The 17136-nt window shown below is 73.2% G+C and carries 16 protein-coding genes and 1 tRNA gene; 8 read left to right on the top strand and 9 right to left on the bottom strand.

Features of this window, described 5'->3' with window-relative positions; genetic code table 11:
* Positions 1-169: 169 nt before the first annotated feature.
* Complete coding sequence (locus ACIBAG_RS32675) at positions 170-1195, bottom strand: N-acetylglucosamine kinase (RefSeq protein ID WP_399110055.1); 1026 nt, start codon at positions 1193-1195, stop codon at positions 170-172.
* An 8-nt stretch (positions 1196-1203) separates the two neighbouring features.
* On the opposite strand from ACIBAG_RS32675, the gene ACIBAG_RS32670 reads away from it, so the two are divergent.
* Positions 1204-2496 carry a glycosyl hydrolase gene (locus tag ACIBAG_RS32670; RefSeq protein ID WP_399110053.1) on the top strand — a complete coding sequence of 431 codons (1293 nt, stop codon included), beginning with the start codon at positions 1204-1206 and terminating at the stop codon, positions 2494-2496.
* A gap of 27 nt (positions 2497-2523) precedes the next feature.
* Here the strand turns inward: ACIBAG_RS32670 and ACIBAG_RS32665 are convergent, their stop codons facing one another.
* The 3 genes from ACIBAG_RS32665 to ACIBAG_RS32655 are packed head-to-tail and all read right to left on the bottom strand — an operon-like array spanning position 2524 to position 4684.
* Complete coding sequence (locus ACIBAG_RS32665; protein WP_399110051.1) at positions 2524-4023, bottom strand: glycoside hydrolase family 3 N-terminal domain-containing protein; 1500 nt, start codon at positions 4021-4023, stop codon at positions 2524-2526.
* 21 nt (positions 4024-4044) lie between these two features.
* On the bottom strand, positions 4045-4353 hold the full coding sequence (locus ACIBAG_RS32660) for an ABC transporter substrate-binding protein (protein WP_399110050.1): 309 nt from the start codon (positions 4351-4353) through the stop codon (positions 4045-4047).
* Positions 4354-4369: 16 nt separating this feature from the next.
* Positions 4370-4684 (bottom strand): hypothetical protein, encoded by a 315-nt coding sequence (locus ACIBAG_RS32655; protein ID WP_399110049.1) that lies wholly within the window; start codon positions 4682-4684, stop codon positions 4370-4372.
* Between ACIBAG_RS32655 and ACIBAG_RS32650 the strand changes: the two genes are divergently transcribed.
* From ACIBAG_RS32650 to ACIBAG_RS32630, 5 genes are all read left to right on the top strand, one after another.
* Positions 4685-4756: transfer RNA gene (locus ACIBAG_RS32650), tRNA-Ser, on the top strand.
* A gap of 3 nt (positions 4757-4759) precedes the next feature.
* Entirely contained in the window at positions 4760-7081 is a 2322-nt protein-coding gene (locus ACIBAG_RS32645) for a hypothetical protein (RefSeq protein WP_399110047.1), read from the top strand.
* Between the two features lie 299 nt (positions 7082-7380).
* Positions 7381-8424 carry a YbhN family protein gene (locus tag ACIBAG_RS32640; RefSeq protein WP_399110045.1) on the top strand — a complete coding sequence of 348 codons (1044 nt, stop codon included), beginning with the start codon at positions 7381-7383 and terminating at the stop codon, positions 8422-8424.
* 179 nt (positions 8425-8603) lie between these two features.
* Positions 8604-9830, top strand: coding sequence for an MFS transporter (locus tag ACIBAG_RS32635; protein WP_399110043.1), 1227 nt, complete (start codon positions 8604-8606; stop codon positions 9828-9830).
* A gap of 132 nt (positions 9831-9962) precedes the next feature.
* A complete protein-coding gene (locus ACIBAG_RS32630) occupies positions 9963-10571 on the top strand; it encodes a TetR/AcrR family transcriptional regulator (RefSeq protein WP_399110228.1) in 609 nt (202 codons plus the stop codon).
* Positions 10572-10618: 47 nt separating this feature from the next.
* Here the strand turns inward: ACIBAG_RS32630 and ACIBAG_RS32625 are convergent, their stop codons facing one another.
* From ACIBAG_RS32625 to ACIBAG_RS32605, 5 genes are all read right to left on the bottom strand, one after another.
* Positions 10619-11365: a PP2C family protein-serine/threonine phosphatase gene (locus tag ACIBAG_RS32625; RefSeq protein WP_399110041.1), complete on the bottom strand. Its 747-nt coding sequence runs from the start codon at positions 11363-11365 to the stop codon at positions 10619-10621.
* A 143-nt stretch (positions 11366-11508) separates the two neighbouring features.
* A complete protein-coding gene (msrB, locus tag ACIBAG_RS32620) occupies positions 11509-11916 on the bottom strand; it encodes a peptide-methionine (R)-S-oxide reductase MsrB (protein ID WP_399110039.1) in 408 nt (135 codons plus the stop codon).
* A gap of 13 nt (positions 11917-11929) precedes the next feature.
* Positions 11930-13318: a UDP-N-acetylmuramate--L-alanine ligase gene (gene murC / locus ACIBAG_RS32615; protein ID WP_399110037.1), complete on the bottom strand. Its 1389-nt coding sequence runs from the start codon at positions 13316-13318 to the stop codon at positions 11930-11932.
* 228 nt (positions 13319-13546) lie between these two features.
* Entirely contained in the window at positions 13547-14020 is a 474-nt protein-coding gene (locus tag ACIBAG_RS32610; RefSeq protein WP_399110035.1) for an indole-3-glycerol phosphate synthase, read from the bottom strand.
* Between the two features lie 144 nt (positions 14021-14164).
* On the bottom strand, positions 14165-14905 hold the full coding sequence (locus tag ACIBAG_RS32605) for a pyrimidine reductase family protein (protein ID WP_399110227.1): 741 nt from the start codon (positions 14903-14905) through the stop codon (positions 14165-14167).
* Between the two features lie 473 nt (positions 14906-15378).
* Between ACIBAG_RS32605 and zapE the strand changes: the two genes are divergently transcribed.
* Together zapE and ACIBAG_RS32595 are read left to right on the top strand one after the other, a co-directional pair.
* Positions 15379-16491, top strand: coding sequence for a cell division protein ZapE (gene zapE / locus ACIBAG_RS32600; RefSeq protein ID WP_399110034.1), 1113 nt, complete (start codon positions 15379-15381; stop codon positions 16489-16491).
* Between the two features lie 193 nt (positions 16492-16684).
* Positions 16685-17089, top strand: a complete 405-nt coding sequence (locus ACIBAG_RS32595; RefSeq protein ID WP_399110032.1) for a hypothetical protein — start codon at positions 16685-16687, stop codon at positions 17087-17089.
* Positions 17090-17136 lie beyond the last annotated feature (47 nt).

Raw genomic sequence — 17136 nt, 5'->3', positions numbered from 1 at the left:
CGACGGGGGTGGTGGGGTCGCGGTAGAGCGGGGCGGGGGCGTCTTGCGGGTGCTCGTCGTGGCTGTTGCCGTCGTCGAGACGCTGGGGCTCGGCCTCGGTGGCACCGTGTTGCGGAGTCGGCATGGGGCCGGTCCCTTTCGTGCGTCGGGTTCGTTCGGGCAGTGGCGTTCAGATGGCGAGCCGCGCGAGAGCCACCGCCCCCCAGGAGCCGTCCGCGACCCAGTCGAGGGGGAGTCCGAGCGGCCGCAGCCGGGTGGTGAGCGGCGCCGTGAGCGGGCCGTCGGGGCCGAGCAGGCCCCCCGTGGCGACGACCCGCTCGCCGGGCCGGGGGTCGAGGGCGCGGACGTAGCCGGTGAGGTGGTCGGCGGCCGTGTCGAGGATCCCCTCGGCCACGGCGTCCTTGTGCCGGGCGGCCTCGGCGACGAGCGGGGCGAACTCGGCGAGCCGGACCGGCGGTCGCTCCATGACGGCGGGGAGCAGGTGCATGCGGTAGGCCTCGCGCCGGGCCCGCGTCCAGGGCCCCGCTTCCCGCGCCCCGGGAGACTCGCCCGGCAGGACGTCCTCCGGCACGCCCAGCGCCCGCCCGACGGACGCGGCCAGCGCCGTCCCCCCGCCCCGCCCGTCGGCCATGCGCAGGGCCGCCCGCACCGCCTCGCGCCCGATCCAGAAGCCGCCGCCGTCGTCGCCGAGCAGCCAGCCGTCGCCGCCGGCGGTCGTGGTGCACGCGCGTGCGGTGATGCGCGCCGCGACCGCGCCGGTACCGGCCACCAGCGCGAGGCCGTCGGCGGGATTGCCGGGCGCGGAGGCGAACGCGGCCTCGATGTCGCTGTGGATCTCGACGGAGGTGGCGCCGATGCCCAGTCGGCTCATCGCGACGGTCAGGGCCGCGTGCGCCTTGACTCGCCCCGGCTCGTCCGGAGCGGTCCGCGAGGCGCCCGCGAAGCCGCCCGCCACTGCCACGACCCGCCCGCGCAGCCCTTCCGGCACGGCCTGCGCGAGGGCGTCGGCGAGATGCTCGGTGAGCTGCGCCCCGGGGACGGTGAGCGCGTTGCCGGGTCCGGCGACGCCCTCGCCCTCGGGATCGCCGCCGCGTATGGGCGCGAGCAGGGCGCGCGTACGGGTGCCACCGGCATCCAGGCCGACGACGTACGCCCGTGCCTCACCGGGCGAGGTTTGGTTCAAATCACTATTCATTGGCGACCATGGTGGTTGATACATTCGCGTCGGACAAGAGCCACACCGACCCCACGGGGGCCCGGCCCGAGGAGGATCCCATCCGTACGCTCCGCTTCGGCGTCAACTACACGCCCCGCCACGGCTGGTTCCACTCCTGGCACGACTTCGACCCGGCACGCGCGCGTGCCGACCTGGACGCGATAGCCGGTCTCGGCCTCGACCACGTCCGCGTCTTCCACCTCTGGCCGCTGCTCCAGCCGAACCGCACCCTCGTCCGCACCAGCGCGGTCGACCAGCTGGCGCACCTCGTCGACCTGGCCGGCGAGGCCGGTCTCGACGTCATGGTGGACGGCGTTCAGGGCCATCTGTCGAGCTTCGACTTCTACCCGGAGTGGACCCGCAGCTGGCACCACCGCAACGTGTTCACGGACCCGGATGCCATCGACGCCCAGGCCACCCTCCTGCGCACCCTCGGCCGCGCCCTCGCGGGCCGCCCCAACCTGCTCGGTCTCCAGCTCGGCAACGAACTCAACAACCTGGTCGAGCACAACCCCGTGACGGCGGACGAGGTGGACCACTACCTCGACACCCTGCTCGCCGCCGCCCGGGACGGCCTCGGCGCGCACGGCGGCCTGGTCACGCACTCCGCCTACGACGCCGCCTGGTACGGCGACGACCACCCCTTCACCCCCGAGGCCTGCGCCCGCAAGGGCGACCTGACCACCGTCCACCCCTGGGTGTTCTCCGGCGACTGCGCCGGCCGCTACGGCCCGCGCTCCCCGCAGGTCCGCCACCTCGCCGAGTACGGCACCGAACTGGCCAAGGCCTACGCCACCGACCCCGCCCGCCCCGTCTGGGTCCAGGAGACCGGCGCGCCCGAACCCCACATCCCGGCCGCCGACGCACCCGACTTCGCGCGCGCCACCGTACGGAACGCGGCGGAGTGCACGGGGCTGTGGGGCGTGACCTGGTGGTGCTCGCACGACGTGGACCGTTCGCTGGCCGACTTCCCGGAACTGGAGTACACGCTGGGCCTGTTCGACCCCGCGGGCCGCCCCAAGCCGATCGCCGAGGCCCTCGCCGAGACCGTCGCCGACCTGCGCGCCGAGCCCCGCTCGCCCCAGCCCCGCGACACGGCCCTCCTCCTGGACTGCGCGCCGGCCACGCGGTCGGTGTCAGGTCCGGGCGGCGCGTACTTCGAGGCGTGGATGGGGCTGCGCACGGACGGTGTCCGGCCGGCGGTGGTCCTGGCCGACCGGGCGGACGACGCGCAGTACCTGGCGGCTCGCGGAATCAAGGAGGTCGTACGGCCGTCCTGAGCACGGCCTCCGGCCGGCGGGCCGCATTCAGTCGCCGGTGACGCCCGTCAGCAGCTCGGCGAGGGCGCGCAGGTTCACCCGCCCGCGCCCGTACGAGGACAGCGCACCGCCCTCGGGCAGTCCCGTGTCGACCCGGACCGCGTCCGGGCGCCGGGCCAGCAGGTCGTCCCGCAGCCGCGTCTGCCAGGGGTGCAGCCCGGCGTCACAGGTGGCGACGACCAGGGCCGCGGCCCCGCAGCGGCGCAGGATTCCGTCGACGAGGGCGTCCGGATCCGCGCCGCACTCCCCGGTCACCGCCGTCCCCGTCGCCGTGGGGTCGAGGGCGCGGACCTCGGTCAGCAGATCCTCGCCTCCCCAGTTGAGCGCGGGGTGCGGCGGCGGGAAGAGGTCGACGACATGGGCGCCGCCTACGGGGGTCGGTACTCCGCGGCTGCGTACGGCGCGACGTGCGGCCGTGAGGCCGGCCTCGGCGTCCCAGTCGGCGACGTCGGCGGGCGGGGTGGCATAGCGCGCGGCGAGCCGCCGCACCCGCCCCGCGGCCTCCTCGATCCGCTCCTCGGCCAGCACTCCGGTCCGCAGCCCGTCGAGCACCGCGTCCCGGCAGGCGAGCGTGACGTCCAGGTCCCCCACGGCGACGATGACCTGGTCGGCCCCGGCGGCGAGGGCGATGCGCGCGCCGGCCGCCTCGCCGTACCGGTCGGCGATGGCCTTCATCTCCAGCGCGTCACTGACGAGGACGCCGTCGAAGCCGAGGTCGTGCCGGAGCAGGTCGCCGAGGATGCGGCGGCTGAGGGTGGCGGGCCGGTTCGGGTCCAGCTCCGGGAAGACGACGTGGGCGCTCATCAGCATCGGCACCCCCGCGGCGACGGCCGCGCGGAACGGTTCGAGGTCGGCGCGCAGTTCGTCGTACGGCCTCGGGTCGACGGCCACGCCGTGGTGGCTGTCGGTGACGGTGCCGCCGTGGCCGGGGAAGTGCTTGGCGCAGGAGGCTATGCCGCGGGCCTCGGTGGCGGTGATCCAGGCGCGCAGATGGCGGGCGGCGCGCTCGGGATCGGCACCGAAGGAGCGGGTGCGCACGATCGGGTTGTCCGGCCGGTGCTGGAGATCGGCCACGGGGGCGTAGGAGGCGGTGATGCCGAGGGTGGCGAGGTGGCCGGCCAGCGCGTCGGCGCAGCGGGCGGTGAGGTTCGGGTCGTCGACGACGCCCAGGGCGTAGGAGCCGGGGACCTCCGGTGCACCGGCCCGCACCAGGTGGCCGATGCCGCCGCCCTCGTTGTCGATGGCGACGAGGAGGTCGGGGCGGACAGCGCGCAGCTCGTCCGTGAGGCGGCGCACCTGCTCGGCGTCGCGGACGTTGCGGGTGAACAGGATGACGCCGCCGAGGCCGCGGTCGATGAGCTCCTTGAGCGCGTCCGGCACGCTCGTGGCCCCGTCGAACCCGGCGACGAGACAGCGGTGGGCGGCTTCGTCCAGGTCGGCGGGGAGCGCGGTGGTCGACCCGAGGGGGACATGCTCGAAGTGGCTCACCCCCGCAATGCTCTGGCTCGGTCATCCGAAAGTCAACCGTCTGATGGATGGCTGATTCAGCAGCGGGTCAGGCGGCCGGCTTCCTCGCCGTCCGTACGGCACGGGCACGGTCTGGCCCGCCTTGACGGCGGGCAGCTGCCGCCAGGTCGCCTTCGCGGCGAGCTGCTCGGCGCTCATGGCCGTGGAGCGGTTGTCGACCATGATGAGGTCGGCGTGGTACCGGTCGGCGTTCTCCCAGCTCAGGAACTCCCAGAAGCCCCACTCGTCGGACAGCCCCTTGTTCGCAGCGGCCGCAGCGCCGCGTACTTCCCGACGTTGAACTGGCCCCACTCGGTGCCGAGGCCGGTCAGTTTCGACACGTCCAGGTCTCCGGCCTGGGGTTGGGCTTGCCGTCGACGGGCTCGGTGGGCCCGAAGACGCCGTCGCACTCCACGCCGTGGTCGTACAGCGCGGCGGCGGTGCTGACGAAGGCGACGAGGGTTTCCGGCGCCTTGCCGAGCGTGACCGTACGCCCCCGGTCGTCCTTGAAGGACCACCGCCCGCCGCCGTTCCCGCCCGTCTCGTCCTGCCTAAGTCGCCTTGAACCAGGGGCCCGCGACAGCGGACCCGCCGCAAATCCGGTTGTCCGATGATCACCCCGACGTCTACCGTCGGCCCTCATCGGCGTGTAGCTCAGCAGCAGAGCACCGGGCTTGAGACCCGGAGGGCGCAGGGGCGGAACCTGCCACGCCGGCTTATGAACGACAACGCTGAGCAGCAGCCCCTCACCGCGGCCCCGTCCTATGCGGCGGCCCAGCTGGCCAAGGCCTTCGCGACCGCGCTGACCCACGAGGACGCCGACACCCGGCGCCGCGCCGAGGTACGGGGGCAGCGCTGGCGGGCGGTGCTCGCGGGGATGGCCGCGGGCCGGCTGACGGTCGGTTCACGCACCCCCGTGGCCGGGCTGCCGGCCTGGGTCACGCCCGAGGTGATGCGGGGCGGCTTCGCCACGGGCGCCGCGGGCGCGGGCGGCCCGCTCCAGCCGTACGAGACCGAGATCGCGCGGAGTTTCCGGGTGCCGGCCGAGCGGCGGGCACTCTTCGCCCACTGCCTGACCGAGGGCGGACTCGCCTGGCTGTGGGCCCGGCTGGACAGCGGTCGCTACGAGATCGCGGTGCCCGAGGAGGCCGCGCTGCTCACCATGGCCTGGCTGGTGCGGCACGGGGAGACGGACGCGGCGCTGGACCTCGCGGCGGAACTGGAGCCATTCGCGGACCGGCTGCGCTTCCTGCCCCGCCCGGCGGACGGACCCGCACCGCAGGCCGGTGCGGCGGACGCGGGCGCGGCCGTCCACCGGCTCACCGTCTCCGACGCCGTCGACACCCTGGTGCGACGGCGGCCCGACGCGGCCGTCGAGACCCAGCGCGAGGCGCTCGCCGTATGGCAGCCGTTCGGCGACGAACTGCTCGTCCACTGGCTGGAGACGGCCCGGGAGGGCCGGGTGCTCGAACTCACCCCGGACGCCGACTGGTCGGCACGCGGCGCAGCCCTGCTCGACCGCTACCGCGCCCTGGCCGCGGAGCACACCCGCTGCACCAAGCACCGCAATCCCAAGGAGAACCTGGGCATTCTGCGCGCCGCGCTGGAGGAGACCGTCGCCGGACGGCCGCTGGACGCCCGCCGGCGCGGTCTGCTGCGGCACGCGGTCGAGTCCATGGTGCGGCGGCGCGGTCTGCCCGGCTCCGCACCGCACACCGCGCTGCGCCGGAGCCAGGCCGCGCAGGCGGCGCTTCCCTCCCACCACGCCCTGGCCCAAGTGGTACTGCGCCGGCTCGCCGTACTCCCCCAGGAGACGGGTGTCGCCGATGTCGGCCCCGTCGTCGCCGACGTCACCCGGGAGGAGAGCCGGGAGACCGGCCTGCCGGCCGGGGCGGCCGTACCGCCCGCGATCCGCCAGGTCGTGGAGGCCGCCCTGAGCGCGCCGATCGACACACTCGTGGAGCGGGGCGTCGTGCCGTCCGCCGAGGTGATGGCCGAGCTGCTACCGCAGCTGGTCGCCGCCACCACGGCGCAGGCCTTCCGCGACGAGGCGCTGCGCACGCTGATGGCCGCGAACTACCGGGCGTTCCGAGGCCGCCGCTCCCTGCTCCTGCTCAACCTGGAACGGCAGGTGCGGGTCGAGGAACTGCCCTGGGTGCGGGCGGTGTCCGGGCAGCGCGCCGCGGTCCTGGGCAAGCCGGACGGCGACGGTGCGCTCGCCGTGCTGCGGCAGCTCGGCGAGCTGGCCGTGCAGGCCTTCCCGGGCACGACCCTGCCCAACCCGCTGGTGCGCGAGCTCGGCCTGCTCGCCCGCCACGGCGATCTGGGCGCCCCGTTCGTGGAGGAGCTGGCCGCCGACATCTTCATGGGCACGTTCAGCCCCAAGTTCCTCACGGCGGCACGGGTCGCGGGAGAACTGCTCGGCGGCACGCTCTACGAGCGCTACTACGGCATCGACTACAACGGCATCCGCAACCTGGCGATCGCCGAGACGGGCGCGGCACTGAGCCGCCCGCACGGGGCCCGTACGCCCCCCGGTTTCGCACGGCTGTGCGCCGAGCGGGCCGGGAACGCGGCCGGATCCGGGTCCTGGTCGGTGGCGGCCAACGGCACGGTGATCGAGCAGGCGCAGATCCTCACCACGCACAACCTGGCCACGCTGGTCCACCGGGTGGGCATCGCCCCGCGCCCCGGCTGGGCCGACCTGGCGCGCCGAAGCTTCGGCACGGTGTGCCGCCTGACCGCCCGTGTGCACAACAACCCGCGTCCCCTGGGCACGATCAAGGACGCGGCGTACGCCTGGCGTCAGACGCTGTTCCACCTGTCCATGTGCCCGCCCGCCGAACAGCGGCGGGTCATCGCCGGTCTGGCCGAGGAGACCGCCCGCCACGGCGCCCACGTCACGACCCGGCTGGCTCCCGCGCTTGCGGGTCTGCTCCTGGTCGCCGAGGGCGGCGTGTTCGGTGCCGACGGAACGGCGGACGGCGGGCGCGCTCGGCGTCTTCTGGGGTGGAGTACCGACGGGCACTGGATGCGGTGAGGGCGGGCTCGGGTGTGGCGGGGGCGACACGCGTTCGCGAGTCCGGCACCCGAAACGGAATTCATCAGGCAACGGACGAAGCCATCACGCCCTACGCCCCAGCCGCACCACACACACCACGCCGCCGGTAACAGCGGGACAACGCCCCCGGCCACGTCGCCCGCCCGCCGACGCCGCTTCCGCTTCCGGACACCACGGCGTCACGTCGAACGGGCACGTTTCGGTCGTCCCCTCCTGCCTCGCCCTCAAGCCGTCCGCCCCGCGTCCGCGCGGGTGGGACGCGGAAGGACGACCGCGCTGTGTCCTCGCTCCCGCTCAGCGATCTCCCCGGCTCGCTGCCCGCCACGGCCACCCCCGCTCCGGCCACCACCGCTCCGGCCACCCGCGCTCCGGCCGGCTCCCCTTTCGCCCCCGCGCGTCTCACCCGCCACGCCCTGACCCTGCTCCCGCTCCTGCTGGTCGGCGGCTGGGCGGCGGCCGACTGGCGCACCTTCCATGACGGGGCGACCCAGCTGGCCTCCGCCGACCCGTGGTGGCTGCTGTCCGGCCTCTTCTTCACCTGCATGGGCTGGGTGGTCGCCGCGGTCGTCCGGCAGGGCGCGCTGCCGGAACGGCTGCCGCCGGGTCCGCTGCTCGCGTCGCAGTTCGCGGCCGGCGCCGCCAACCATGTGCTGCCGGCGAGCATCGGCGCCCACGCCGTCACCCTGCGCTTCCTGCAGAACCACGGCATATCCCTGGCCCGGGGCACCGCCTCGCTCGCCCTGTACTCGCTGGTCAAGCCGATCGCGAAGACCGCGGTGCTGCTCGGTTTCCTCGTGGCCTTCCCCGACCTGCTGCACCTGGGCGAACTCGTCCCGAACAGGCGGACGCTGGTCCTGGTGGCCGTCGGCGTGACAGCGGCCCTGGCCACGGCGGGCATCCTCGCGGCGGCCGTACGACCGCTGCGCCGCCCCCTCGTCTGCTTCGTACGCACCGCCCTCACCGACGCCCGGATCCTGCACACCCGGCCCTCCCGCGTCCTGGCCCTGTGGGGCGGGGCGGCCGCCACCCCGCTGCTCCAGGCGAGCGTGATCGCCTCGGTCGGCTTCGCACTCGGCCTGCCGCTGTCCTGGACCCAGGTGACCCTCGCCCTCCTCCTCGCCAGCACCGCCGTGGGCGCCGTGCCCGCACCGGGCGGCATCGGCCCCGTGGACGCGGCCCTGGTGTTCATGATGGTCACCTTCGGCGCCCCGATGGGCCTCGCCGCGGCCACCGTCATCGGCTACCGCGTCCTGACGGTCTGGGTTCCGCTGCTGCCGGGCGCGCTGGTGCTGTCGATCATGGTCCAGAGAAAGATGCTCTGAGCCGGGCGGGAAGCAGGAAGTCCGCGCAGGAAGTCCGCAGTCAGTTTCAGCCCCTACTTTGAATAGACGCAACGTCTGGTCTAATCTCCAGACAAGACGCAACGGTAAGTCTTGTCTTTGCCCCGGAGTTGCCGCGCGTCCGCCACCCAGCCGCGACCGCTCATGAGAGGCGACAAACCGTGGGGAACCCAACCACCCGCACGATCGATCCGACCAACACGCCCGAGGGGGGCGAGGGCGGCCGACTCGCCGCCTTCAGCGTGGCCTTCGCCTTATGGATCACCATGGCCGGCACCACGGCACCCACCCCCCTCTACCCGCTCTACGGCGAGCAGTTCGGCTTCACGCCCTTCACCGTGACCGTGGTCTTCGCCGTGTACGCGCTCGGCGTCGTCCTCGGGCTGCTGGTCTTCGGCCGGCTGTCGGACCAGGTGGGACGCCGCCCGGTGCTCATCGCGGCCACGCTGCTGTCGGTGTGCGCCGCGGCCGTCTTCCTGTTCGCCGAGAACGTCGGGGCCGTGCTCGTCGCGCGGGTCGTCTCCGGCATCTCCGCGGCCCTGGTGACCGGCGCCGCGACCGCCTCCCTCGCCGAGCGGCTGGGGCCGCACGCGCGCGTGAAGCCCGCCACCGTCGCGCTGCTGGCGAACATGGGTGGCCTGGCCTGCGGCACGCTGCTGGCCGGCATCCTGGCCGACGTCGCCCCGTCCCCGCTGCGCACGCCCTGGGTCGTCATGCTCGCCCTTGCCGGAGTCGGCGTGCTCGGCGTCCTGCTGAACGGGGAGAGCTCCGCGCACCGGTCCGGCTTCTCCCCCCGTCTGCAGCCGCTGCACGTTCCCGGGGAGATCCGCTCGGACTTCCTGCGCTCCGCGATGGCGGCCGGATCGGGCTTCGCGGTGCTCGGCGTCCTCACCGCCGTCACCGGTCTGTTCCTGGGGACGGTCCGGCACGAGTCCAGCCATGCGCTGACCGGCCTCGTGGTCTTCCTCGCCTTCGCCTGTACGGCCCTCGGTCAGCTCCTGGTCCGCGTCCTCAGGCCCACCATCGCCCTGCCCGCGGCCTGCGCGGGGCTGATCGCCGCGGCCGGCCTGATCGCCCTGTCGATGGCCACCGGCACCCTGGCACCTCTGCTGGCCGGCGCCGCCGGCAACGGGCTGGCGACGGGCATCGCGGTCGGCCACGGCATCGGCGGCATCACCACGCGCAGCGCTCCCCAGCACCGGGGCGCGGCGGTGTCCACCTTCTTCGCCATCCTGTACTCGATGCTCGCGGTGCCCGCGATCGGCGTGGGCGTCCTGATCCGCGAGACCGGCCTGCGCCCGGCCGGCGAGACGTTCAGCGCGGTGGTCGCCGCGCTCTGTCTCGGCGTACTGCTCAGCCTGGTGCGAACGGGCCGGAAGGCCGCCTGACCGGGGCCCGCAGCACAGCCGTTCACGGCGCACCCCCTGTGCCAGAATCTCAGCGAACGGACGACTCGAAAGGTTGACGGGACCATCAGCGCCACGCGGAAACCACGACAGGCCGGCGAACGGACCACGGTCATCAGCCGGACCGGCCCGCACCGCAGCGAGAGCGTCCGGCTGGCGGTCCTGCACGCGGCGGACGATCTCCTCGTCGAGAAGGGGTTCGCGGGACTGACCATCGAGGGCATCGCGCAGCGCGCGGGCGTGGCCAAGCAGACCATCTACCGCTGGTGGAAGTCGAAGGTCGACATCCTCCTGGACACCCTCGCCGACGACGCCCGCGAGGCCCTTCAGTGGCGCACCGACGACGCCGTTGACATCGAGGAGAACCTCGCGGCGCAGCTGCGGCGGGTGGCCGGCTTCCTCGAGGAGCCGGCCGGCCGGGTCCTCCAGGCCCTGCTCGGCCACGCGCAGTTGGAGAGCGACACGGCAACCGCACTGCGCGAAGGGTTCCTGAAGGAGCAGCGCGAACGGGACGTGGCCGGCCTGCGTGAACTCCTCGCCCGCGACCCGGACCTCACCGTCGACGACCGGACCCTCGGCCGGCTGGTGGATCTGCTGCTCGGCCCGCTCTTCTACCGGGTGCTCGTGCCGGGCACGCCCGTCGACACGGAGCTCGTGAACTCCACGACCCGGCTCGTGCTCGCCCTCGCACGCGAGGCGTCACCGAAGGCCACAGCTACCTGACGCGCCCCGGACCGTGGCCGGCCGCCCAGCCGAACCGCAGCCGCCCGCTACTCCTCCTCGACCCGCACGACCGCCACCGTGATGTTGTCGGGCCCGCCCGCCTCGATGGCGGCCTTCCACAGTTCGAAGGCCGCGCGGCCGTCGTCGTGCTTGCGCAGGATCTCGTCCAGCACGTCCTCGGTGAGCGGGTCCGTCAGGCCGTCCGAGCAGATGAGGTAGCGCTCGCCGGGCGTCAGGGTCTCGGACGTGACATGGGGGTGGACGGCGCGGTAGGCGGGCGAGCCGCCCAGGCACTGGGTGACGAGGGACGTGGTCTGCCCGGCCGGGTGCGGCGGGCTGTCGTCGACGCTCAGCTGGCGCAGCCCGTCGCGGGAGGCCGCGATGACCCGGCTGTCGCCCACGTTGAACACGAACAGCGAGCCGGGCTGTACGACGACCCCGGCGATCGTCGACCCCATGCCGACGAGGTCGGCTCCCTGCTCACCACCGGCGGCCTGGAACACGGCGCGGTTGCAGAAGTTCAGCGCCTCCCGGACGGCGACCTCACTGCTCAGCGCGGGCCCCAGGGACGCGATCTGCCGGGCGACCAGAGCGCTGGCCACATCGCCGCCGGGATGCCCGCCGAGCCCGTCGGCCACGGCGACGGCCAAGGGCGTGCCGAGCGGGAAGACGAGGGTCTGCGGATTCTCGGTCACGGTGGCGCACAGCGTCCACGGTCCGACGACGAGGCTGTCCTCGTTGCGCTCACGCAGCAGCCCGGGATGGCTGATCGCACTCACAGCGACGTACGGCATACACCGACACCGCCTTCCCGCACCGCAGGACCGACCGCCGGGGCCGGACATCTCCTACGAGTCTAGGAACACCCGGATCCCCGGTGCCAGCGCGGCCGGAACCCGCCCCGGCCGCGCCCGCCGGGCCACCGCCGGGCGGCCGGTCAGTCCTCGTCCGCCGTCAGCCGCAGCGCGATGCTGTTGATGCAGTACCGCTGATCGGTCGGCGTCGGATAGCCCTCGCCCTCGAAGACATGCCCGAGATGCGACCCGCACCGGGCACACCGCACCTCGGTCCGCACCATGCCGTGCGAGCGGTCCTCGATGAGCTCCACCGCGTCGGTGTCCTTGGGGTCGTAGAAGGACGGCCAGCCGCAGTGGGACTCGAACTTGGTGGTGGAGGTGAACAGTTCGGCGCCGCAGGCGCGGCAGGAGTAGACGCCCTTCGTCTTGGTGCCGGTGTACTCACCGGTGAAGGCGGGTTCCGTGGCGGCCTGGCGGAGGACGGCGTACTCGGACGGGGTCAGCTCCGCGCGCCACTGCTCGTCCGGCTTCTCGACGTCGTACGACATGGGTCTTCGTCCCTCACTTCGACAGGCGGTCCAGGATGAGCGGGCCGAGGTCGGTGACATCGCCCGCGCCCATGGTGAGAACGAGATCACCGGGCTTGGCCATTCCCGCGATGAGCGAGGGCACCTCGCTCTTGTCGTGCACCGCCGTCACCTCGGCGCCGGCCGCCCGGGCCGCCTCGATGACCAGGTCGCTGGTGACGCCGGGGATCGGGTCCTCGCGGGCCGGGTAGATGTCCAGCACCAGCGAGGAGTCCGCGAGGGCGAGGGCGTCGCCCATCTCCTTGCCCAGTTCCTGGGTGCGGGAGAAGAGGTGGGGCTGGTAGGCGACCAGGATCCGGGCGTCGCCGGCGGCCGCGCGCATGGCCTCCAGGTCGGCCGTCATCTCGGTCGGGTGGTGGGCGTAGGAGTCGATGACCTGGACGCCGGCGGCCTCGCCCTTCAGCTGGAGCCGCCGCTTCACGCCCGTGTAGGCCGCCAGCGCCGGGGCCAGCTCGGCGGCCGGGACGCCCAGCGCCGCGCCCGCCGCGAGGGCGGCCACCGCGTTGAGCGCGTAGTGGCGGCCGGGGACGGAGACCGCGAAGGTGAGCTCCTGGCCGTCCAGCAGGACGGTGACCTGGCTCTTCAGCCCCTGCGCCACGACCGACAGGACGCGTACGTCGGCGTCCGCCGCCTCGCCGTACGTCACCGTCCGGACGCTCCCGGCCACGCGCCGGGTCAGCTCCCGCGCCCCGTCCTGGTCGGCCGAGATCACCAGAGTGCCGCCGTCGACGATGCGATCGGCGAACGTCACGAAGGACTCGTAGATCTCGTCCATCGACGCGTAGTTGGCGTGGTGGTCGAGCTCGACGTTGAGGACGATGGCCACCTCGGGGGCGTACTTGTGGAAGCTGCGGTCCGATTCGTCCGCCTCGGCGACGAAGATCTCGCCGTCGCCGTGCAGGGCGTTCGAGCCGGGGGCGTCCAGGTCGCCGCCGATGGCGTAGGACGGCTTCAGGCCCAGCTCGGTGAGGGAGACCGCCAGCATCGACGTCGTGGTCGTCTTGCCGTGCGTGCCGGCGACGGCGATCGGGCGCAGCCCGTCCATCAGCGCGGCGAGCGCGTCGGAGCGGTGCACCACCGGGATGCCCAGCTCGGCGGCGCGGGCCAGCTCCGGGTTGTCCTGCCGGATGGCCGACGACACCACGACACAGCTGGCGTCGTCGGCGAGGTGCTCCGCCGCGTGCCCGATGTGCACCGTCACGCCCAGCGCCCGCAGCGCCTCGGCGGTCCCGGACTCCTTGGCGTCGCTGCCGGCCACCTCGGCACCACGCTGCGCGAGAATCTTCGCGATCCCCGACATCCCGGCGCCGCCGATGCCGATGAAGTGCGGTCGGTCCATGGCGGTGGGAATGCCGGGTGCCATGCGTGTTCTCCCCAGAGTGCGGTACGTGCGATACGACGGTGAGCCCTCAGCCTATTGGGTACGGAGGCCGACCTCGCCCATGGGACGCCGGGACCTGTACCACCCACGGGGCGCGGGGCTGTGTCGATGTGCGGCTCCGCCGCGCGGGCGCGACCGGCCCCGCAAGGCCACACGAACGACCAACCCGCCCGACGCCTCCGGCGCCCACGGCCCCGCCCAGCGGCAGCGCTACGCCTTGCTGTGCGAGAACAGCTTCAGCACCGGCACCCCCACCTTGTGCCGAGCCCTCGAGGCCCAGTCCCGGTGGAAGAACTCCTCCACGTAATGGGGGTCGGTCAACACGATCACCTCGTCCGCACCGACCTCGTCCACGACAGCCTTCAGCGCATCCAGCGGATGGTCCTCCAGAAGCCGCCCCTCGGCCTCGGCCCCCGCCCCTCGGAGGGCCGTGAGCGACACCTCCAGCGCCCGCTCCCCCGTGCTCATCGCCTCCTCGCCCTCCGGCGTCCTCCCCTCCCGGACGGCCTCGTCGAGCTCGCCGAGCGCGATGTCGTCGATGGCGCGCAACAGCCTGTCGGCCTGCTCGCCGCGCGGCTGGAGCAGCACGTGGAAGGAGACTTCCTCGTCCCCGTGCAAGGTGGTGACGAACTCCACGTCGGCGGAGGTCAGGGCCTTCTCGATCATCAAAACGCTTGTGAACACCGGGCGCCCCTTCTGAGGAAACCATCCTGCCCCGTGCTCGCACGGGGGCTGCGATTTTTAGTGTGCCCGGCAGGAGCTAAGCGGAACGGTGGATTCCGACGTTTTCAGGACCACGGCGACGACGGAAACCCCTGTCCGGCCACCTCACCTCCGCCGGTACCGGCCGAACAGAAAGCCCTCCTCCTCCAGCAGGGACGCCAGCTCGAACCGTTCGGGGACCGCCACCGAGGGCCCGCCGGCGATGCGCTGGGCATCACCCGCGGTGAGCATCGGGGAGATCGTCAGACAGAGTTCGTCGAGCACACCGGCGGCGACCAGCTGGCCGAGCAGCCGAGGCCCGCCCTCGGTCAGCAGCCGGGTGTGGCCGAGCTCGGCGAGGGCCTGGACGGCACGGACGGGATCCACACCGACACCGTCACCGGCGATCACCACCTGCGTCCCACCCGACTTCTCCGCGGCGGCGATCCGGTCCGGGGCCGCGGCGGCGCCCGTGAGGATCAGGGTGGGCACGGCGGGCGAGGTGAAGAGCGGAAGGGTGTAGTCCAGCTCCAGGCTCGCGCTGACCACCGCGATGGCCGGCGCGGGCCCCTGCCCGGCGGCCCGGCGCGCCTCCGCGAACTCCGCACGCGCGCGTGCCGGACGGTACCCCTCCTGACGTACCGTTTCGGCACCCACGATCACGACATCCGCCAGCGCCCGCAGCGTGCCGAAGATCCGCATGTCGGCCGCGCAGGAGATGGGCTGCGAACGGCCGTCGTGCTGGGCGGCGCCGTCCAGCGTGGACACCATGTTCGCCCGCAGCCAGGGCTGCCCGCCGCCGGGCGCCGGCCGGGGATAGGCGTAGGCGACGGCGAGCTCGGCGAGGCTCCACTCCCGGTCGACCAGATCGGCGCCGGGACTCGCCGGGCCACCGACCGCGGCCGCCCTGCCCGCAGGCCCACCACCGGAGGCGTCGGCAGCGAACTCGCCGCTCGGGTGACCACCATCAGGGACCGCCGCGGCCCCCTCGGCACCTTCCCGCTGGTCCGTGGGCCCACCGGAGTCGGCACCCTCACCGCCCCCAGCAGGAGCACCGGTCACAGGCCCCTCTACGGCAGCTCCACTCCCGTCGTCCCCGGCAGAACCGCCGGAGGCCCTCGCTGCTGATTCGTCGGTCACAGGGAACAGGCGTCGCATGTCATGGAGTGTGGCACGGCACCCCGGGCCTACCCGACAGGCCCGACCGGGGTCACGGGCCCCGGCACGCCCATCTGCGGCCTTGTGGCCACCAACCCCGTCACCCCCGGCTCACCGCGCTGTGAGGAACCGCATGCCCCAGGCCGGTCGGACCCGCCGGGCAGGCCCTAGCATGGTGAACCGTGTCGTCCTCCTCCGCCGCGTCCAAGTCGAGCCCGATAGCCGAAGCGAGCCCGCTGTCCCTGTGCGCCCGTGAGCCGCACGTGCCCGCGGACCGGCTTGTCGCCGAGATGGTGCCGCCGCCGCGCTTCGACTCGGTCCGGTTCAGCACGTACATCCCGGACCCGAACCAGCCCAGCCAGACCGAGGCGGTCGGCGTACTGGAGTCCTTCGCGGGCGGGCTCGGCGGGGCGCACGCGAGCGGGGCCGGGAAGACCGGCCGGCGCGGTTTCCTCGGGTTCGGCCGGTCCAAGGCGCCCAAGGCCCCGGCCGGCCCCCGCGGCGTCTACCTCGACGGCGGCTACGGCGTCGGCAAGACCCATCTGCTCGCCTCCCTCTGGCACGCCACCCCGGCCGAGCCGTCCCTCAAGGCCTTCGGCACCTTCGTGGAGCTGACGAACCTGGTCGGCGCCCTCGGCTTCCAGCAGACGGTGCAGACGCTCTCCGGTCACCGGCTGCTGTGCATCGACGAGTTCGAGCTGGACGACCCCGGCGACACCGTCCTCGTCTCCACCCTGCTCGGCAAGCTCGTCGACGCGGGCGTCGCGCTCGCCGCCACCTCCAACACGCTGCCCGGCAAGCTCGGTGAGGGCCGTTTCGCGGCGGCCGACTTCCTGCGGGAGATCCAGGGCCTGTCGGCCCACTTCCGCACGCTGCGCATCGACGGCGAGGACTACCGCCACCGCGGTCTGCCCGAGGCGCCGGCGCCGTACTCGGACGAACAGGTGACGAGGGCGGCGTACGCCACCGAGGGCGCCTCGCTCGACGACTTCCCGCATCTGCTGGAGCACCTGGCCCGGGTCCACCCCAGCCGCTACGGCGCGCTGACCGACGGACTCAGGGCGGTCTGCCTGACCGATGTGCGGCCGATCCCCGACCAGTCGACGGCTCTGCGTCTCGTCGTGCTCGCCGACCGGCTCTACGACCGTGAAGTCCCCGTCCTGGCCTCGGGACTGCCCTTCGACAAGCTCTTCAGCGAGGACATGCTGAAGGGCGGCTACCGCAAGAAGTACTTCCGCGCCATCTCCCGCCTCACCGCCCTGGCGCGCGACGCGAGGGGCCTCGTCACCTCCTGACGCCCCTGACTTGTCAACTCCCCCTTGGTCAAGGGGGAGTTCAAGCCATCTCACCCTCGCATTTCAGGCTCTCTTCAGGTCGAAACGTTAAGTTAACCCTGCAAACAACTTTGCCGGGCTAATGTGTTTCTTGACCAACGGTTGACCAAGTGTTGGCTCGCGCAAGAGGTGTGGACTGACTGGAGGGGGGCGCATGTTCCGAGGTACGACGGCCCGGACCGCGATTTCGATCCTCGCCGCCGTCCTGGTCGCCCTCCAGCTCTTCGCACCCACCGCGTCCTTCGCAAAGGCGCATACGGTCAGTCAGGCAGAGGCCAAGGCCCAGCCCGGAATCAAGCTCTCCGGCAAGGCGCTGCGCGACGAAACCCTCACCGCACACCTCTGCATACCGTCGGGCGATGGGGACCCGACCGGTCCACTGCGCACCCGTGACCGTCTGCGCGTCGCCGATTCCGGGCCCGAGGCGCCCTACCGGCCCCTGCTCACCCGGGACCCCGCGGCCAAGCACGAGCCGGCCGGGTCCGGCACCGCGCACCAGCGCACGTCGAGACCCTCGGCGTCCCACACCCCGGCCGCGCTGCAGGTCTTCCGCTGCTGAGAAGCACAGCAGTCCCCCCACCTCTGTCATGTAAACCCCGACGCGCC

It is taken from the genome of Streptomyces sp. NPDC051243, from assembly GCF_044455405.1.
Classification (GTDB): domain Bacteria; phylum Actinomycetota; class Actinomycetes; order Streptomycetales; family Streptomycetaceae; genus Streptomyces.
This window is presented reverse-complemented; position numbering and strand designations above follow the sequence as displayed.